Below are 17743 nucleotides of genomic sequence, written 5' to 3' on the forward strand. Positions count from 1 at the left end.
AACTGATAAGACAGTTAACGACTAAATCAAGCAATCCACTCAACAGAAATATCTGTTTCCCAGGATTCACTATTATGTACCTTCAGAGTGGCCAGACGGTCACTCATACCATCTATCAATACATCGGCTTCTTCCGAAAAATCGAAATTGGGCGAACCACCAAGTCGCCAATAACCAACTCCCTGGTCAAAACGGATACGCAGCAAACTGCCGTTGGAAAATGCAATATCCAGCTTACGACTGTGAGGGATATCGCGATTGGAATCGACAACCTCAAGGTCAAAATAAACACCGCTGCGCTTACTTAGCCAACCCAAGGTGAAATCTCTGAAATGCTGCTCATCGCTCCAATCGTGGAATATTTTATATCCATCCCGATCCTTGCGCTTGAATAAGGTCTGTATGGTTGCATCATGCGAGTCCATCTTCGTCATCACAGGCCCCAACAAACTGGTCAGTATCAGGATATAGGACGGGCTTTGCAGATAGCGGTCGGAATAATTCAGTGAGGTTATCTGAACGGTGTCATCAGCCATAATGGCCGCCAGTTCATCAACATGCTCACCAATATATTGCCAGAAAAGCTTACCGAAATTAGACAGAGTGCCATTCAACTCACTTTTGATTTCAAGATTTGTTACACGACTTCGGGCTACCCAGTCCTCAGCCTCAGTCCATGTCGAGGTATCAAGCTCGGTTGTTTGCCAAGCAGGCAACTGCTCTGAAGATACCGTTAAACCACCACTCTGGTGCCAGCCTTTTCCCGGAACAGAAGTTTCTGGCTCACTGGAAGCAATGGTTAAAACGCGTTCCGCAAACTCTAGCTGAGCGACAAGAACAGCCTCCATTGGCTCCTTTGAAGTACGCAATTGGACTCCAATGGCTCTGAGTGCTAGCAGGTCCTCACATAATTCTTGAGATGCAATATCCGCAGGAAGCATTAAATCGACTTGTATCTCATCGACCAGGCAATAGGTTTGTAATGCCTTGCGGAACTGCCCTGCAGACAAATCCCAATCAGCTTGCTCGCTAGCGACACGTACCACCAGCTTATTGGCACCTTCGCGAATTCCTTTTTGAATGACCCCTTCCACCGACAGTGGCTGATATTTGCCTGCTGGCAATAATTGGGCTGATTCCGGCAATTGGATGCGATGAGAGAAATCATCACCCAGCCATTCCAGCCCCAGTTGGCGATTCAGCTTGTCGTGAAAATGGCGAGTCGATGAATCCAACAGGCATTCACTGCACGCTGTGTCACAGTGGCTACAACGCAGGCGCCTTACCATATCCAGCAGAATATCTTCAATGCATTCAGGTGCAGCAGACGCAAAACCAGCACCGCCACTGAGCTCATCGTATAACTGGATGACCAGCACTGACTGGCCATCAATTTTGGCTGGTCGTGTACCAAAGCCAAGCTCTGAAGCAGAAATCCCCAACTTGCCAGCCAAAGCAAATCTCAAGGCTACGGCCAATGTCAGAGCAACCGAGCGATTACTGCCATTTTCACCATCATCAATCAGGTATTCATTGCTGGCTGGTTGACGTAATACCAACTCGAATACATCGGTTCTGCTATGGGCACCCAGAGTAATGTTGGCTTGTAACGCACCTTGCCCACCACACTCGGCGATTTTATGCTGGCCATTCTCTTCATAACGATCATCTTTGGATGGCCGTGGTGATTTATGTGGTCGACTGGTATTCAGCTCAGGAGAGAATTCGCCATTTTTATCCATGGAGTGGGCTCGACCGCACTGCATACATACCGCAAAGCCGGTTTTAAACTCACCATCGCTATGGTGAAAAACCATGCCTTCAGGGCCAGAGCGCATAAAGCCTAAAGCAGGGTCTGGCAAAGCAACTGGCGGTGCATCTTTTACGATCACCCACGGTTGCTGCACCGGAATGTATCTCTGATGCTCAACGTTATTGGTGGTCGACTCATAGGCATCTGTCACAAAGCCAGCCGGTACTAATACCTTCTTGATGTTCGAAGCCTTGATATCTGCACCGCAACTGCTATTGGAACAGACCAAAGCGCTGGTATCAGTTACACCATCCTCATAGCCTAATTCCCCACAGTGGTCACAACGCCAGGCCAAATCAAACTTTTGGGCTTCATTAGTATCCGCAGCAAGATTATGCCAATGCAGGGAAACACCTGCTGAGCGGAAGACTCTGCCATCCAGAACAATTTCAGCCCCCGGTGCGTATTCCCGGATGGCAATGGCCAAATTACGAGAAGGAAGCCCCTTGTAGCGAGATATATTGTCTTCTCGATCTTTTTTCTGCTCTTTTTGTTTTCGGGTACGAGTGTAATCCTCAATAGTGTAATTATCGAAGTTCACCACATCTGTCGGAAACCCATAGCCTGGAAGGAAGGTTCGTGCCGCCAGATCACGCAGGAGGTATTCCCCCATATGGCGCTTCTGTTCCACTTCAAGCCGCTTGTCGTAGGGGCTATATTTCCTGGCAGAATTCTTCTCGCTTGCCAGATAATTGAATACACCCAACCAACGCCCCTGGAGTTTCTCAATAGCCTCTCGAGCATCAAGGCGTAATTGCGAAGCCTTACGACCATGCAGGCCGGTACCCTTGACAGCAGATTCCAGAACGCCATCAAGGTCAGCATTACCACTGCCTTTCAAAGAATCCATAAAGCGATTGCACAACGAATCATCCGCTGTTTTTTCGAAGAACCAGCCTGTTGTTAATACATGCTTGTCTTTTTGGGTAACACCCACATCGTTACAGAGAAAATTCGAGAGTAGAATCGCGTTTACATGACGTTGAACAAGACGCTCTGAATTCAATGCTACGGCTGGCGCAGGAATTTTGGTTTCAAAGGGCCATCTAGGGTCTGCAAACACTTGCTGGTCATGCGGATTGCCTTTACAAAGAGTATAAGCCAAAGCACGTGATTCCTTGCTTCGACCAGCTCGCCCTGCTCGCTGAAGATAGTTAGCAGGATGTGGCGGCACGTTATTCATCACTACTGCAGAGATACCGCCAATATCTACCCCCATTTCCATGGTGGTTGAGCAGTTCAGGACATTGATTTTACCTTCTTTGAAAAGGTCTTCGTAATTCCCAAGGCGTTCAGCCGATTGCTGGGCAGAGTGCTCGGCAGTGCGGTAATAGAAACCACCTTCTACTGCCCGGTCGTTAATATCTGTCCAAAGGTTCTCTGATCTCAGTGCCGCTACTTTTGGGTCCTCAGCAACCATCGAACGTATTTTAGTGATCCCCTTTTGATAATCATCATCTGAGCGATCGAAGCGCCATACCTCTGGTAACTCAGCTTTTCGGCAAAGATAACGAGCACGTTTGTCATCCGTCAGCTGCTCGAAGTCCAACCTCTGTGGCAAGTAAGGCGTAAAACCACAGAAGGTGGTATCAATCAGCTTATGAGTCACCGGGCACACCCAAGCTTCAGTCATCAGAGAAAACGTTAACTTCTCTTTCGACAGAAAATGACGATTTTCATCACTTTTCAGAATACCATTAGGGCCGGTTAATGATTTCCAGGCATAACGTAACCAGTCATTCACCAAATCCTTGGTATCCTTGCGGGCCGGGTCCAGTTTTGCACCTAACAACAGTAGCTTGATCAAACGCTGATTAAAGTTATTACCACGAATCAATGGCCAAAGTTTGATGCGGGAGTCCGTTGATTCTTCAGAGTCCGGACTACGCAGCGTTTTCGAGGAAAACTTGTTACCAATCCAGTACTTCCATGTGTCACTGATCTGGACAAAGGTATTTTCCCGAACATAGAAGTCCAGGCAGACTTTCAGGAAATCGGCCCAGTCTTTTTTGGTAAGCCCTTTGGATGTCCAGCCGTCGGGCAGAATCATTGCCGCTGACGATAGGTCTTTATAGCTCACAGCCACCAGCCCCTGAGTTTCCAAACTGTTTTGGCGCTTTGGTCGCCGCATAAACTCGCGAAACAACAGCATTTCAGCCAAGGCTTGTTTTCCAGTATTTTCGTCAAAGATCTCCGGCTTTTGATGCTTGTTATTTGCTAACATGAATTCATAAACGTCTCGTTTATTCTTGCTCAGCTCCTCTGTCAGATCTCTCCAAGTGACCTGTACTTTGGGTACTTGAGCTGCCATCCCTAGCTGTTTATCAAGTTGCCCCTGTAATCTTTTTGCACGCTTATCAGCCTCTTCCGCTTCGAGCGGCATTCCCCACGATTGATACTCATCAGATTCTTGCTTGGCAGATTCAATCTTGGCTTTAATTTGTTCAGCATTTACAGTGGGATTTGGACTATCAATTTTCATCCCAGCTTGAGTATTGGATAAATACTCCAATACCAAACCACGAAGCTTGCTTCTCTCTGCTTCCTGCTGCATCCGCACAGACATCCGAGCAGTACCCTGTCGACTATCTGTGAATGTAATCAGTCGACGCCCACGGCCCGGTAGGTTTTGATAACTGATAGAAGAGTCTTTATCCTCAAAATCAAGGCAATATTCCAAGACTGTTGGAACTGCGTTAGCGATATAAAAAGGAGACCCAAGTAACGAACGCCGGAATGGCGAACTACCGTTAAAGCCTTTGTGGCTGCAACTTGAACAACAAGGCTCCACATCATTCATTCCCAGTGAAACCAAGTCACCAGATAAGCCACCAATAGCGCCAGAGAGGCGATCAATCCCCATTTGCAAGAAATGATTTTCTTCATTAGCAAGATGTGAAACGACCAAAGGAACGTTCACTACAGACTGGATTGAACCATCTACAGTTTCTTCTACATGGAATTCCTCATCACTCTGGAGAGAAAACTCATCATCTTGCTGATTATCCCAGTGGCTCAATACGCCATTTTTATCCCTTGCCAGCAGATGCGGCTCATTACACTCATTACAAAACGCCAGCTCAAACACCTGTGCACCACAATCACACTTTTGCCGCTGACTGGTATACACCATGCCGTAAGGCCAGCTTTTTTCTAACGGGGTATCGGTTTTGCAGGAACAATTGGGATCGAAGCAGGCCCAGATGCCTTGGGTCGTACGTTGAAAGAAGTGCGCCCGCACTTTCAGGAAAGATTCAGCTTTCTCCTGTGGCTTAGTCGTCGTACAGACATCCAGCCAGCGCAAAAGCTCGTCCTGGCTGAAACCACGGCCAACCTTCGCAGACACAGAAGTGACCAACTCGTCGAGTTTCAAAGGCCGTGTGCTACTCACAAGACAATGTCGTAGTGCTCTGGCCTCTGGTGAGTGAGTCAGTAGGTCGTAACGTTCAGGCAGAACCTCAGGCTGTTTTTTGTCTTCCGGCTGCATGGCTTCAAGGCTAGCCAGCTTCACTGGTTTATCCCGACTCTCACACAAGTCCGGCACAACACGACTACCGCCCAATACATCAATCTGACTGGTCGGTACGCCGGAAAGATCACCGAGAAATGCTTTTAATTGCTCGGCAGCATCATCACCGGCAATAGTAGCGGACGTCGCCACAAATCGAACATTCTGCGGCATTACTCCAAAGGCATTCATGACGCGGCGAAGCTGCATTGCCAGTTCTGCGGCCTGAGAGCCAACATAAGTATGGGCTTCGTCCAGAACGATCCAGCGCAGGGTTTTACCTTCACGGGATTTTTTCAGAATCGGCGCGTCGACCTGACGCACCATCATGTATTCCAGCATGGTGCCATTGGTCACCAAGATTGGGGCTGGGGCCTCACGCATGGTTTCACGAGTCAGCACTTCGTTCGGGCGCTGCTTCTGCTCGGTCACCTTGCCGTTCAGTTTTTCGGGGGTATTACCGTTATAGAGGCAATAACGGATGCCGTTTCCAAACGCCTGAGTCCAGGCATCCAGACGTTCGCGCTGGGAGTTGATCAGAGCGTTCAGCGGGTACAAGAACAAGGCATGAACGCCTTCTAACGGCTGTTTTTTATTGACTTCATAACACTGATGCAAGTCTTCCAGTACCGGTACCATAAAGCATTCGGTCTTGCCGGAACCGGTACCACTGGTAACCACCACCGAGTGTTTTTTATCCAGCAATGATTGCCAACTGGCTAATTGATGAGTAAACGGTTGCCAGTCCGCTCCAAAGCGATAACGACCGTTATCTTTGCTGTCAAGCGATGCCACTACCGCTTTACTCAGCAAGCCGTTATTCACCAGCTGCTCCATAGTCTGCCCGGCATGTGCCCAACCAAACGTCTGCTCAAACATTGGTGGCGCCAGAAATGAGCCCGGCTTGCCACACTCGGCATTCATCTGCTTCGATAAATGTTCACGCAGCCCCGGATGAACAATACCAGACACACTCAGAGTCGCTTCCGTAGTGCGGGAAAGAGACTGCTTTACTATGGATGCGAAATAGCTGCTCATTGGTATTGCGATTCCTTTTGCGAGATAGAGATAAATTTCAACAAGGCATACTGATACACCGACCTGAACCAGTCGGTGTCAAAATCACGGGTTTGACGAATATGAAAAGCTGCTTCAGCCCGGCTCGGAAGTAGGGTTTCCAACCGCTCGATACCAGCAGCAACAGCAGCCAAATAGACAGGCATATACACCACCGCGTTGCGGTAATCCTGTTCTGGTTCAAACCCCAGCAAATCGACTGGCTGGCTCTGTACCCATCTCTTCAGTTGTTTACCAAAGTTATGAGGCCACTGATCATCGTTACCGTGGTTACGAAGCAGCTTCTGATACCACTTGGTGCGGATTACACTGTGCATAGAGGTTTTTGGCAGATGGACTTCCTGAGGCAAAGAACCATCGTCCAGCCACTTGGCAGGACCACCCTGCAACATCGGCATACAAGCTGCCAGCTTGGTAGCGAAGTCTGGCTTCAAATGTTCATCAAGACTTTTAACAGGTATTCCCTGTTCGACCATCCAACCCCAGTAGCGCACCGAGGCCGTTTTCAAAACAGAGATTGGGAAGGCTTCCCATAGCGTCGGAAAGTCTTTTTCAAGGTGCTGTACGTAGCCCGCTTCAAAACCGAATTTATACAGCGACATGGCCAATGCATCGGGGTAATTGACCAACGCCTTCCAGACTTCAAACGTTGCCAGAGAGAGATAGTTGTATTGGTCATATAGAGATTTGAAAAACTGCCAGCCGCTATGACCGGGATTTAAAGCCATTTGTTGAAAGACTGGTGTAAATGCGCTGATCGGCGACTTATGGTCAAACGCCAGGACGGCACGCTGAAGACTGCGAATATCCTCCGCAGGTTCAGGCTGGACATGGCTCCCCCCTATAAACAGAGGTCGAAAGCTCACCTGTGAATCCTGGTGTGGTAATACCAGCCAAGGACCATTTTTCTCAACGACATCTGGAATATCGAATTCACCGGTAGCAACGCCTTCAGAGCGGCGAGGGAATATTTTCTGTGCTCTGCGTTCCGGTTCGTTCAATAGCATCAGCACCGGGCGAATCGACTTTTCATCACCACTGGCCAAGGCTGAACTATAAAGCACATTACGATCCCAATCTTTCTCCAAATTTGCAGCATGACGACAAATCCGATATTCAGAATCCCTGCCATCGCCTGAAATAGTAAGCAGCACTTTTTGATCAATGCCGTCTTCAAGGGAAAGAAGAGACTCTATATTGGAACGCAGTTCATACAAGCTGACTTCTACTGGCCATTTTGGATCTGCCCGGTAACTCCATTCATAGCCAACATGGGACGAACTTCGATGAGTCAACCGCATCTCGATTCGGTATTGCACCGAACGGTCTGGACGAGCAAACAGATACAACCGTGTTCCCAGCAGATCATCAACGGACAGGGTTTTTGGTAATGGATGCTCATCAGCATCCAGCGCCACCACGCCTACCGTGGGGAATGGCAGCTGAATCTCAATCGGGTCAGATTCCAGATTTGGACAAACCCTGACGACAACTTGTGACGGTGGAATATCCAGGTCAGAATTCAGCTCATAGGTAATACACCCAGAATCTGGCAAACGCTGCGCCTTGAGATGATCCGAGGCAAACTCTACAAAGCAATTCACACTGCTTTTGAAACGAATATAACCGTGGTTCGGTGAATCACCAGGTTGCAGCTCAATCTGAAAATCTGCAGGTAGAATACCGACTCTACGACGCAACCAGGTTTGACCTTCAGATGATTTGACGGTCAGCCATTGAGTACCAAGCCGCTCGTTCAAATGACAAACACCTGCTGCCGTACCATTTAAAAGTAACCGGGCATTGGTTACTTCGGAAGGCGCATCCAGTGCACAGGGCATCTGCGGTAAACCGATATAAGTAGCAGACGGTCTTGTGGAGTAATCAAGAAGTTTGCCCTTGAGATCAATCTGAGGATTGAAGTCTTGTGCTCCTCCCAAACGAATCGAGTACACATCGTCTTTTGAACAACTAACGCGTCCACAGCCACTGACATGCCACAAACGGGTTCCAAAAACAGAAAGCGTTTGCTCGCTGACAGAGCAATCTTCAGAAGTAACCAGCGAGCCTTTCGGCACCAACAGCATCATCTCCTGTGCATGAGTGGTAAAGCTGCTCTGACCAACACAATGCCAGCGGAGACTCTCATCACTGCTGTCAAAGCCGACCGGAACCACGCCAAGATCCAAAACACTGCCGGAAATTTCAACCGCACCAATGGCCTGACCGCCAATAGAAGCCACCACAGATAGCGCTTTCGAAGGATCCTTGCGGCGACACACCAGATTCTGACGACGTACCCTCACATTGATCCGGCTCTCTTTCACCGTCCCATAAGCAGGGCCAACGGAAGCAAGCAGCGTACGTCCTTCATGGATCGAAAGATCGAATCGATTCGAGACTGGTAGCTGATTAACCGTCATAGACAGCTCAACCGGTAAGGTGATCTCTGTTTCCAGACATTCAGATCCAGACTGCCAAAAGTGCTCACAAGCCAGTGAGTCGCCGCTGGCAGGTGTCTTGCGAGCTTCTTTCGATGCTGTGGTTAACAAGCCATTCAGAAAGCCACGCCCGGTGTCATCGTCCAGAGGAATAGGAAATGACTCTCGCCAACGAGGATAGGAACGGTCCAATTCCTCGACAGGATTGGACTTTTGCTCCAGTTGATACGAGCCCACTAGCCGCGCCAGCTGATCGGCCATATTGACGATCAGCTCGACCGAGGTTTGTTCTCTAAAAGCTTGCGGTAGCCTGAGATGCTCAATTTGACTTTGAACAACCGGTTCCAAAGACCCAGTCAATGCCTGAGAGGCGCCATACTGTTTCAGCACCCGAGTGAACAGAGCCTGAAATCGACTGCCCGGCTTCGTCAACACCTGAAACGGCAGCCCGCCTTCACTGAATAGCGACCCCAGAAAATTACGGCGCTCCGACTCGTAAAAACGTATTGGCCGTTGCCAGTATTGCTCCAACCCTTTTGGAACAATACGAGCCAGCTCCTGAGCCGAAAACTCGTGGCCGAGCCGCTGCCAAATCGCGTCCCAGCTCCAGTTATCCTTTACTTGATATTCTCGCCGGTACCATTCGGCACAGAACAAACAGAATGCAGCACAAGTGGCAGAACCTGTCATCGCATTATCTGATCCAATAGCCTTACGAAGCTGAACCAATAACTCTGAATATTCATCTGCAGTCAATTGATACTTGAATAACGGCCGTTGGTCTGGAGTTCTCAAATCCCTGTCGGTCAGTAATCGAGATAACCAACCATGAATAGAAAATATATGGATCTGCGGCGTAATAGTCATTTACTTCCCTTTAATATCGTTACTATTCTGTTGTCATTGCAACACTACTGTCCGGTTAACTGACCCGCCAAAAGAAAGGAGCTCGGCTCCCATGCCGTTTCCGGTAAAATGAAGCTTCTCACAGACATCATTCAGAGGAACCGGGCTTGGCACATTCTAACACCGTACTGGCACAGCTACTCAACGTCATCCCTCGCCATCAATTTCAGCAAACCGTCGATCAATACCAGGCCGACAAACGCACACGAACCTTGTCATGCTGGGGGGCAATTGGTGGCCTTGCCGGTGGGTCAGCTGAGTGGTGCTTCCTCTTTGCGAGGGCTGGTTGAACAGATCGATGTTCAATACAACTATCCCGCCGTCTGTACCATCTGGGCCTGAAGCCCGTTCGCAAAAGCACACTGGCCGATGCCAATCAAAAGCACTCCACGCTGGTCTATTACATGCTGTTCTTTCGCTTGCTGCCCCGTTTGGCCAGACAGAAAGGTCTTCGAGTGTAGAGGTCAACTAATCCCGGACAGTATTTTAAAGTTTTCCTCAGCTGCAACGGGCGAAATGCTAGCCATTGCAGACTCCACCATTGCTCATCGGAATCATGTCTTCTTCGGAATAACGGCGCATCTCGTCTTCGATCACCTCCCAGATGTACAACACCTTGCGACCGCCAAACGGACGAATGTAGTGAGTCCCTTCAAGCAGAATCCGATCCTTCAGAGACTGAGTAATGTATCGAGCGTTATAGTGCAGACGCTCCGCCAACTCGTTTGTTGTGATGTAAGTAGCCATACTAAAACCTCTTTTTTGATGATATTTAGCTACAAAAATAGATATTTAGAAACATTCGTCAATAGAAGATGTAGAGACTTTGCTTCAAAAGTCGTTATTGAGCGATAATTGTAGGTCTATAGAAAATGGTAAACTATCAATGATTCGTTTCAGATTGAAAGAATTAATCGCTGACAAATCCTTCAAGGAAGGACGCCGTATAACGATGGAAGAAGTCGCCACCGCCACCGGCGTACACCGGACCACGTTGTCGAAGATCGCAAATAAAGTGGGCTACAGCACAACGACTGACGTGTTGGATGCGTTGTGTGAGTTTTTTGATTGTGAGGTTGGAGAGATTGCGGAGCGGGTGCGTGATCTGGAGTAGCTTGAAGTATTTTTCAAAGCTTGATTGAAACCATGGAACGGCAAACAGTTTGAAACCACTATCATTGAAAATTGTCGCAATCATTGCGACCTGTAATCGTCCAGAGCTACTGAAATCTCGCGCTCTGGCATCGATTGCTAACCAAACCATTACTCCGGATTACCTGGTCGTTTGTGACGACTCAGAACCTGAAAACAAGGTAATTAACAGGTCGGTCGTAGACTCTATTTCCTTATCAGGATGCAGTGTCTTTTACCTGCAGAACCACAGGTCCAATGGTGCCAGTGGTTGCTGGAACTCGGCAGTGGACCTGGTTCTGAGAGAATTTGAAAACTCGCCAGATATTGTGTTGGCCTTTCTGGATGACGACGACTCCTGGTCACCCGACTATTTGGAGACGTGCCAAAATGTCATGACCAGCAGTCAGCAAGACATGGTTGCTGCTGGCATCCAAAGAATCGAAGGGAAACCGAACACACCTGTATCGTCATTTGCTCCTGAAAAACTGGAGCCGGATTTATTTCTGATAGGCAACCCGGGAATTCAAGGATCCAACCTCTTTCTCAAGCTGAACTTGTTTCTGAAAGCAGGTTGCTTTGACGAATCGCTGAGCAGCGCAACAGACAGAGACCTGTGCATTCGCATTGCTGATTTGGGTGGTATTCGCTATTCGGCAGTTCCGAGAATATTGGTACAACATTACGCAGAGCCTTATCGTCCTCGGCTCAGCACTAAAGGTTCCGATGAAAAGCTCAATGGCCTTACTTCATTCTGGCAAAAATATTCTGGCCGAATGACACAGAGTCAGCAGCTTCAATTCTACCAAAGGGCCAATTCTCTATTCGATTGGCAACGGCCCTCGATTAACAACGAAACACTAACGCCTCAGCCTGTCCAACCCCCTGTGGTGCTTGGCATTTCTTTGGGAGTTGAAAACTCAAGTCTTCAGACACTCGTTAACAAACTGATCGAATTCAGAAATAAACAACTCATCGGCCTGGATATTGTGTTCTTAGGTGAAAACCACGTTAGCAATGATTCAGTTCAAAATAGCATTCAAACGCTCAGGGAAAACGGCCTCGGATGCTTTCTTTTGGATCGTTTTTCATCCGATTTTTTCGAAGACTACTCAGACTTGGACGCCTTGAGCTATTGCTGCTTGCAAATATCGGAAGCACGACCAGGCAGTGAAACATGGCTTTTAGAAGTTAGTGATGCTTCACAGCCCCCGGATGAGTTCAACACTATATCTGCGCTCTTTCAAAGATACGGTGCGAAGAAAATATACCAAAGCAGCTTGCCATCAAAAATTGCCGACTCACCCGAATCCAACCTACTGGAATTCCGCCAAAGGATTCATCAGCAACGTATTGAATCGGCCAAATACAGAGTCTCGAGCTATTTTTCAGCAGGAGAATTAACGCTCTTGGGGTGCGGCTCTGAGGCTGTTGTGTTCACTGACCAGAAAACCATATTCAAGTGTATCGACTACTGGAAAACACGCATTCCGGAAGCACAGTTGAATTTTCTGAAATCCCAAGGAGGTACATGGGGAGATACTCCCGGCCTGTACGCTTTGGAATCGGTACTAGCTGATGGTCCATGGATCTTAATCACATACCCATACGAAAAAAGCGTGCCCTATAAGGGAGGCCATGAAAATGACCTGATCCGATTCATGGATGGATGCAGTCGTGCCGGAATCGTGTGCAATAACGTTCACCCCAAAAATCTGGTTATGACTGAATCCGGGGTCAAACTCATCGACTATGGCTCTGATATTCGCCCCTGGAGCCTGCTTGGCTTTGAGCATATGGCAAGAAGGGCTTTTCTTGCTTGCTACCACGCCGATCATCGCGACTTGAAGAGGCTGATGTGTCAGGCACTGGTAACATCAGAACTCCCAGAAATGAAAGGCTACCCGGAGTTCAGACAAAAGCTCGATTTTCCGTTCGATGCCATTCGCTACCCGGCCAAATTCGACATCGTAGAACCTTGTCATAAGTTCGTACTTATCGTCGGAATCATTTCATCAGAACCTGATGTATTACTCCCGCTACTACAGAGCCTTGTGCATTTAAAGGCATGCAACAGCATCGCTTCGTTGAAGGTACTCCTGCTGGATAACTACTGTCCAACAGCATCTTTGGAGTCAGTCACACACCAGCTCCAATCCAAAAACATGGATCTGGCGGTTATTACACCGTCACAGTTCGAAGCTGACGCGCATGCAGGGCTGTTTGGTAGCAACCTGAAAATCCGACTAGGAACACAACAAAGCATCGCCGTATCCAGAACCATGATTCAGCGATATATGGGACTGGAGATGAACAAGAATCCCGGGGCTATTAGCTGGCTTTTGGATGATGACATGCGGGTTGATGCCAGAGCCCTGCAATATCTGCCGTGGTTGCCTGCATTCAGAGACAACGGTGTGGACGTATTATTGGGCGCTTATGAGGGTGCTTCTCCCAACCCTCCATTGAATGGGCTGAGAGTTCAGTTAATGGATATTGTTCATAACCTCCAGTGGCTGAACAAACTGCCGCAAAATATTGCACTACCGAACAGAGCGGCTGAAAACGAAAATACTCGTGAGCAATTTCCTGACTACTACTACGACTTGTCTCGCAAACACTCTGCCCACCTGGAAAATCCCATGTGGCTTGAACCTGTTTATGATCATGAAACGGTTGCTGAGGCTCGTGCACGTCTAATTGCTGGGGCAACCGGTATTCTGAATGGCGATCCGCTGACCAGAGGCATTGTGGCCCGGCTCTGCAAAAATCCGATCATTGAAGCAGCGGAGTCAGTCAACCGAGGTGGATGTACGTTTGTCCTCAATCCTGATGCGCTCAACCTGACGCCCAATACCATTTTACAAATCGAAGGCAGGGATGCTCGCCGATCTGACATGATCTGGGCCGTTGTCAATCGCCACTATCGCGGCATGAACATTAAAGCGGTGAGTTTTCCTGTTCAGCACATTGGCCGAATTAACGTAACGCCATCAGTAAATGCCGATAAGGTTCTGGCTGAGGTTGTGGGATCTGCTCTTTATGCGGGCTTAACCAGTTTTCTGAAAGAGCACAGCAACCATCGGCTGAGGTTTACCGATCTGGAAATTGAACAAATATGCGAGCTTTCAACAGCAAGCATGAGCCAAAGGCTGGAGCTCCTGAAAATCAGCATGATGCGCATTCAAGGGCTTACAGAGACACTGCATCATATCGATACCTCCAATGAGCTTTCAGAGCTTCACCAATATCTGAAAGATGACTTCAGTACTGAAAACATTCTCACCATCATTTCATGGGCAAGAAAACTATCGAAAGCCGATATTCAGACTTTTTTAGCTCACTTGACGCTGGAGGCCGACGACTATGCGGCCGGATTAAATCTGCAAACAACTAACATCTAATCAGGAAGTACAAGATGAAACTGGCACTAGACAATTGGTGCACTCTGCCCACCCCAATGGGCGATTTCCGCATGTATGACACCGGCCTTGAAGAAGTCAGTGTTATTTCAATGGGAGATATTCAAGCAGTTGGCCCCAAACCTCTGCTGCGCGTTCACTCTTCTTGCCGGGCATCTGAAGTCTTCGGAGCACTGGATTGCGACTGTGCAGACCAACTGCGAGAAGCCATGAAGCTCATGGCCATTGAGGGCAGCGGTTTGATTGTTTATCAACATCAGGAAGGACGTGGCCACGGGCTTTCACTCAAGATTAAAGCCGTAAAAACCATGGAGCGCGATGGGCTGGACACAGCAGAAGCCTTTAAGCAGTTAGAGCTGGAACAAGATATACGCTGCTACCCAGAAGCCGTTACCGTCCTGCAGCAACTACAAATAAACGAAGTTCGTCTGATATCCAATAACCCACGTAAATCTGCATTCCTTAATACTCATGGCATTCAGACTTCTCGTTTGAATACTCATCCGAACATACGTCCTGAAAACGCCGACTATCTGCAAACCAAAAATGCAAAGCTGGGCCACCAGATTCCTCTGGACGACCAGCTTCAGTCCGAGTCACCCATTCATTTCTATCACTCTGACCAGCCTTGGGGAGAGTTTTCCAACTTCTCGAAACACGCGGTCTTCCTGAGCGGCAAAATCTGGCCGACCGTAGAGCACTACTATCAAGCGCAGAAATTTTCTGACCCCATGCATCAGGAGCAAATTCGCTGCTGCTTAACGCCAATGAAAGCCAAAACGCTTGCCTACCAATTATCAGACCAGCATGGGCGAAACGACTGGATTAATGTTCGTGAGCAAATCATGTTCGAGGCACTTAAAGCCAAGTTTGAGCAGCACCCAGACCTAGCCAATAAACTACTGGCAACCGGTGACAGACAATTGATTGAGTTCACAGAAAAAGATGACTTCTGGGGCGATTCCGGAAATGACTCAGGCCAAAACCGTCTCGGACAGCTACTGATGCAAGTTCGCGCTGAAATCAAACAGCAAAGCATTCACACAGAAACCTCGGTCTAATTCTGCGTATGTGTGGAATCCTGTTGCTTAAAGGGCAGTCGGCTATCAGCAGACTGCCAACACTGCTGAGTCATATGCACCACCGAGGGCCAGATGATCAAAGCATCTGGTCAGAAGGAGGCACTGCGCTTGGGTTCGTTCGGCTCGCTATCAATGGAGATCTGATCGAAGGGCAACAGCCTTGCTCTGACAGAGCTTTGGCCAGTGCATTCAATGGCGAAATCTATAACTTCAAGGAACTGGCACAGCGCTATAGCCTGGGAAACTACCGCAGTGACACCCAGATTATCTTGCCGCTTTTCCAACTGCTTGGCCCAGAGATTATTCATCAACTCGACGGCTTCTACTCCGGAGTTATTGTAAATAACGAAGCACAGAAAGCTGTTTGCCTGCGCGACCACATGGGTAAAAAACCACTGTTTGTCGGTTTCTCCGAAGGCGACCTTTTCATCACCAGCGAGCTAAAAGCACTGAATCATATCGACTGGTTTGAGCTTCTGCCGAAAGGTGTCTCTGAAATCGACCTGACCTCTGGCTCAGTCACCCAAATCCTTGATCACCAAGCACAAGCAACTACCAACAACCTGCATGATCTATTGCACAACGCCGTTCGCAAGCGCCTTCCTGATTCTGAACAGCCGTTAGGTCTATTTTTAAGTGGTGGGTTGGACAGTTCTCTGATCGCCAGCATTGCGTCAAAATACAGAGACGATATTCAGTGTTTCACGCTGGGGACCGAAGAAGGGCCAGATCACCAAGCCGTTCAAACTGTGATTGAAGCCCTGAGTCTGAAGACAGTCACCTTCGTTCCTTTGCCATCCGAGTCAGAAATCCCAGCCCTGATCAAAAACATTGTGCTCGCCACCGAGAGCTATAACCCATCCATCATCAGCAACGGCCTGGCAACCTGGTTACTGGCCCATGCAGCAAGGCAAGCAGGTATCAAGGTTGTACTAACAGGAGAAGGTGCTGATGAACTCTTCGGTGGCTACCATCAGTTCAATCAGACCGATCCATGGAAAGAAACACGTCAGCAGCTCATTCAGGACATGCAATTTACCGAATTACGCAGACTCGACATGGCCAGCATGGCTCATAGCATCGAAGCACGCTGCCCGTTTCTTGACTCAAATCTTCGTTATTTAACCAACCAGTATGAATTAGAACAGCTGTACAGTAACCATCAAAACAAGGTCTCTTTAAGAAACGGATTTGGAGGCTATTTACCTGAAAGCATTCTCCAGCGCCGTAAAACCTCCTGCGATGTTGGCAGCGGTATACGAGGTAGGGTTGTACGCTACCTGAAACGCAACGGACGATCAGAGCGAGAAGAACTTCTGGATATATGGAAACAGCACTTTTCGTTTGATCACAGTCACCCGTACTTTCATCAATATGCTGTGTTTGATCGGCTTATTGACCAGCGCGGAGAAATGCACAAGTGAGCGCTTCAGGTAGCACCACGGCAACCATCATGATCGCAGAGTCTTTGTTGTTACACCACTTTCGCACACAGCCATTTCATAACCTGAACCTGCTCTACAATAGCGGTGAGCCATGTGGTTTACCGGGCGGCACATGCTCGGATAAGACTCTGAGCTACCTGGCTGATGCCAGAGCCCAAGGACTGAACGCCCATCTGCACACCGCATTCATTGGTGGCAAGGAAATCCACCGTTTGGTCAGGCTTCATATCAATGCAGAAACCTATTTCGCGGATGTCGGCAATGGCTGGCCAGCCATCAAGTTGATCTCAGCCACTCGAAACATTGAGTATTCATGCTTCGGGATGAGGTATCGAACAGAAGTTGATGCCGATTGGGTCAGGGTATTCCACCAGCGTCAGGGAAAAGAATCCCTACAAATGGAAATCTGGCTTCGGCCTCGCTGTGAGGAAGATATCCTCAAAGACATCCATGCCAGATACAACTCCGGAATTCAGTATCCCTTCTCCAGAAGTGTTCGGTTTTCGGCGATCGTGGGAGAGCACTTTCTGTTTTTGCGAGGAGAAAGCCTGCAGATCTACGGTGAAGAACACGTGCGGGTTATCGAGGGAATATCAGCTGAGTCGCTTCCAGATGTGTTAGAGCAGCGCTTCGACCTGAGCCTTCCAGCTCTTCTAACACAGGCATTCTCAGAAAAAAGGGAAGTGCCCGTCCTAAACCCCACTTAAATACACAGGGGAGACTAGCGACTATTAGTTAGTGTTCAAAATTCTGTGTCACTCCTATAGTTTGCCATTGGAAGATTACGAAGTTCCTGGGAGCTTGTTTTCTCTCTTTAATGGGGACTTTCTCTATCCAGACGTGTAGTGGTTCAATGATTCTGGACACCAACGTAGGTGGTAATATCGCCACCATAAACGAGGTGTCTGATGACCAGAA

9 protein-coding genes are annotated in these 17743 nt (G+C 48.4%); 6 read left to right on the plus strand and 3 right to left on the minus strand.

Annotated features, from left to right (window positions below):
• Positions 1-26: 26 nt before the first annotated feature.
• Entirely contained in the window at positions 27-6359 is a 6333-nt protein-coding gene (locus Q8W22_RS11465; protein WP_305452424.1) for a DEAD/DEAH box helicase, read from the minus strand.
• On the minus strand, positions 6356-9706 hold the full coding sequence (locus Q8W22_RS11470) for an STY4851/ECs_5259 family protein (protein ID WP_305452425.1): 3351 nt from the start codon (positions 9704-9706) through the stop codon (positions 6356-6358). Before Q8W22_RS11470 ends, Q8W22_RS11465 begins: the two co-directional genes overlap by 4 nt.
• Before the next feature lie 146 nt (positions 9707-9852).
• On the opposite strand from Q8W22_RS11470, the gene Q8W22_RS16690 reads away from it, so the two are divergent.
• Entirely contained in the window at positions 9853-10035 is a 183-nt protein-coding gene (locus tag Q8W22_RS16690) for a DUF4372 domain-containing protein (protein WP_370694175.1), read from the plus strand.
• A gap of 229 nt (positions 10036-10264) precedes the next feature.
• Here Q8W22_RS16690 and Q8W22_RS11475 read toward each other — a convergent pair whose 3' ends face one another.
• Complete coding sequence (locus tag Q8W22_RS11475) at positions 10265-10492, minus strand: hypothetical protein (protein WP_305452427.1); 228 nt, start codon at positions 10490-10492, stop codon at positions 10265-10267.
• 139 nt (positions 10493-10631) lie between these two features.
• On the opposite strand from Q8W22_RS11475, the gene Q8W22_RS11480 reads away from it, so the two are divergent.
• Genes Q8W22_RS11480 through Q8W22_RS11500 form a run of 5 tightly spaced genes read left to right on the plus strand, consistent with a single transcriptional unit; the run spans position 10632 to position 17532 of the window.
• Positions 10632-10859, plus strand: coding sequence for a helix-turn-helix transcriptional regulator (locus Q8W22_RS11480; protein ID WP_305452428.1), 228 nt, complete (start codon positions 10632-10634; stop codon positions 10857-10859).
• A gap of 49 nt (positions 10860-10908) precedes the next feature.
• Positions 10909-14280, plus strand: coding sequence for a glycosyltransferase family 2 protein (locus Q8W22_RS11485; RefSeq protein WP_305452429.1), 3372 nt, complete (start codon positions 10909-10911; stop codon positions 14278-14280).
• 14 nt (positions 14281-14294) lie between these two features.
• Positions 14295-15359, plus strand: coding sequence for a GTP cyclohydrolase II RibA (gene ribA / locus Q8W22_RS11490; protein WP_305452430.1), 1065 nt, complete (start codon positions 14295-14297; stop codon positions 15357-15359).
• 23 nt (positions 15360-15382) lie between these two features.
• Positions 15383-16804, plus strand: coding sequence for an asparagine synthetase B (locus tag Q8W22_RS11495; protein WP_305452431.1), 1422 nt, complete (start codon positions 15383-15385; stop codon positions 16802-16804).
• Positions 16801-17532, plus strand: coding sequence for an arylamine N-acetyltransferase (locus Q8W22_RS11500; RefSeq protein WP_305452432.1), 732 nt, complete (start codon positions 16801-16803; stop codon positions 17530-17532). Before Q8W22_RS11495 ends, Q8W22_RS11500 begins: the two co-directional genes overlap by 4 nt.
• Positions 17533-17743: the final 211 nt, after the last annotated feature.

The sequence above is a fragment of the Oceanobacter sp. 1_MG-2023 genome (genome assembly GCF_030689025.1).
GTDB lineage: Bacteria > Pseudomonadota > Gammaproteobacteria > Pseudomonadales > Oceanobacteraceae > Oceanobacter.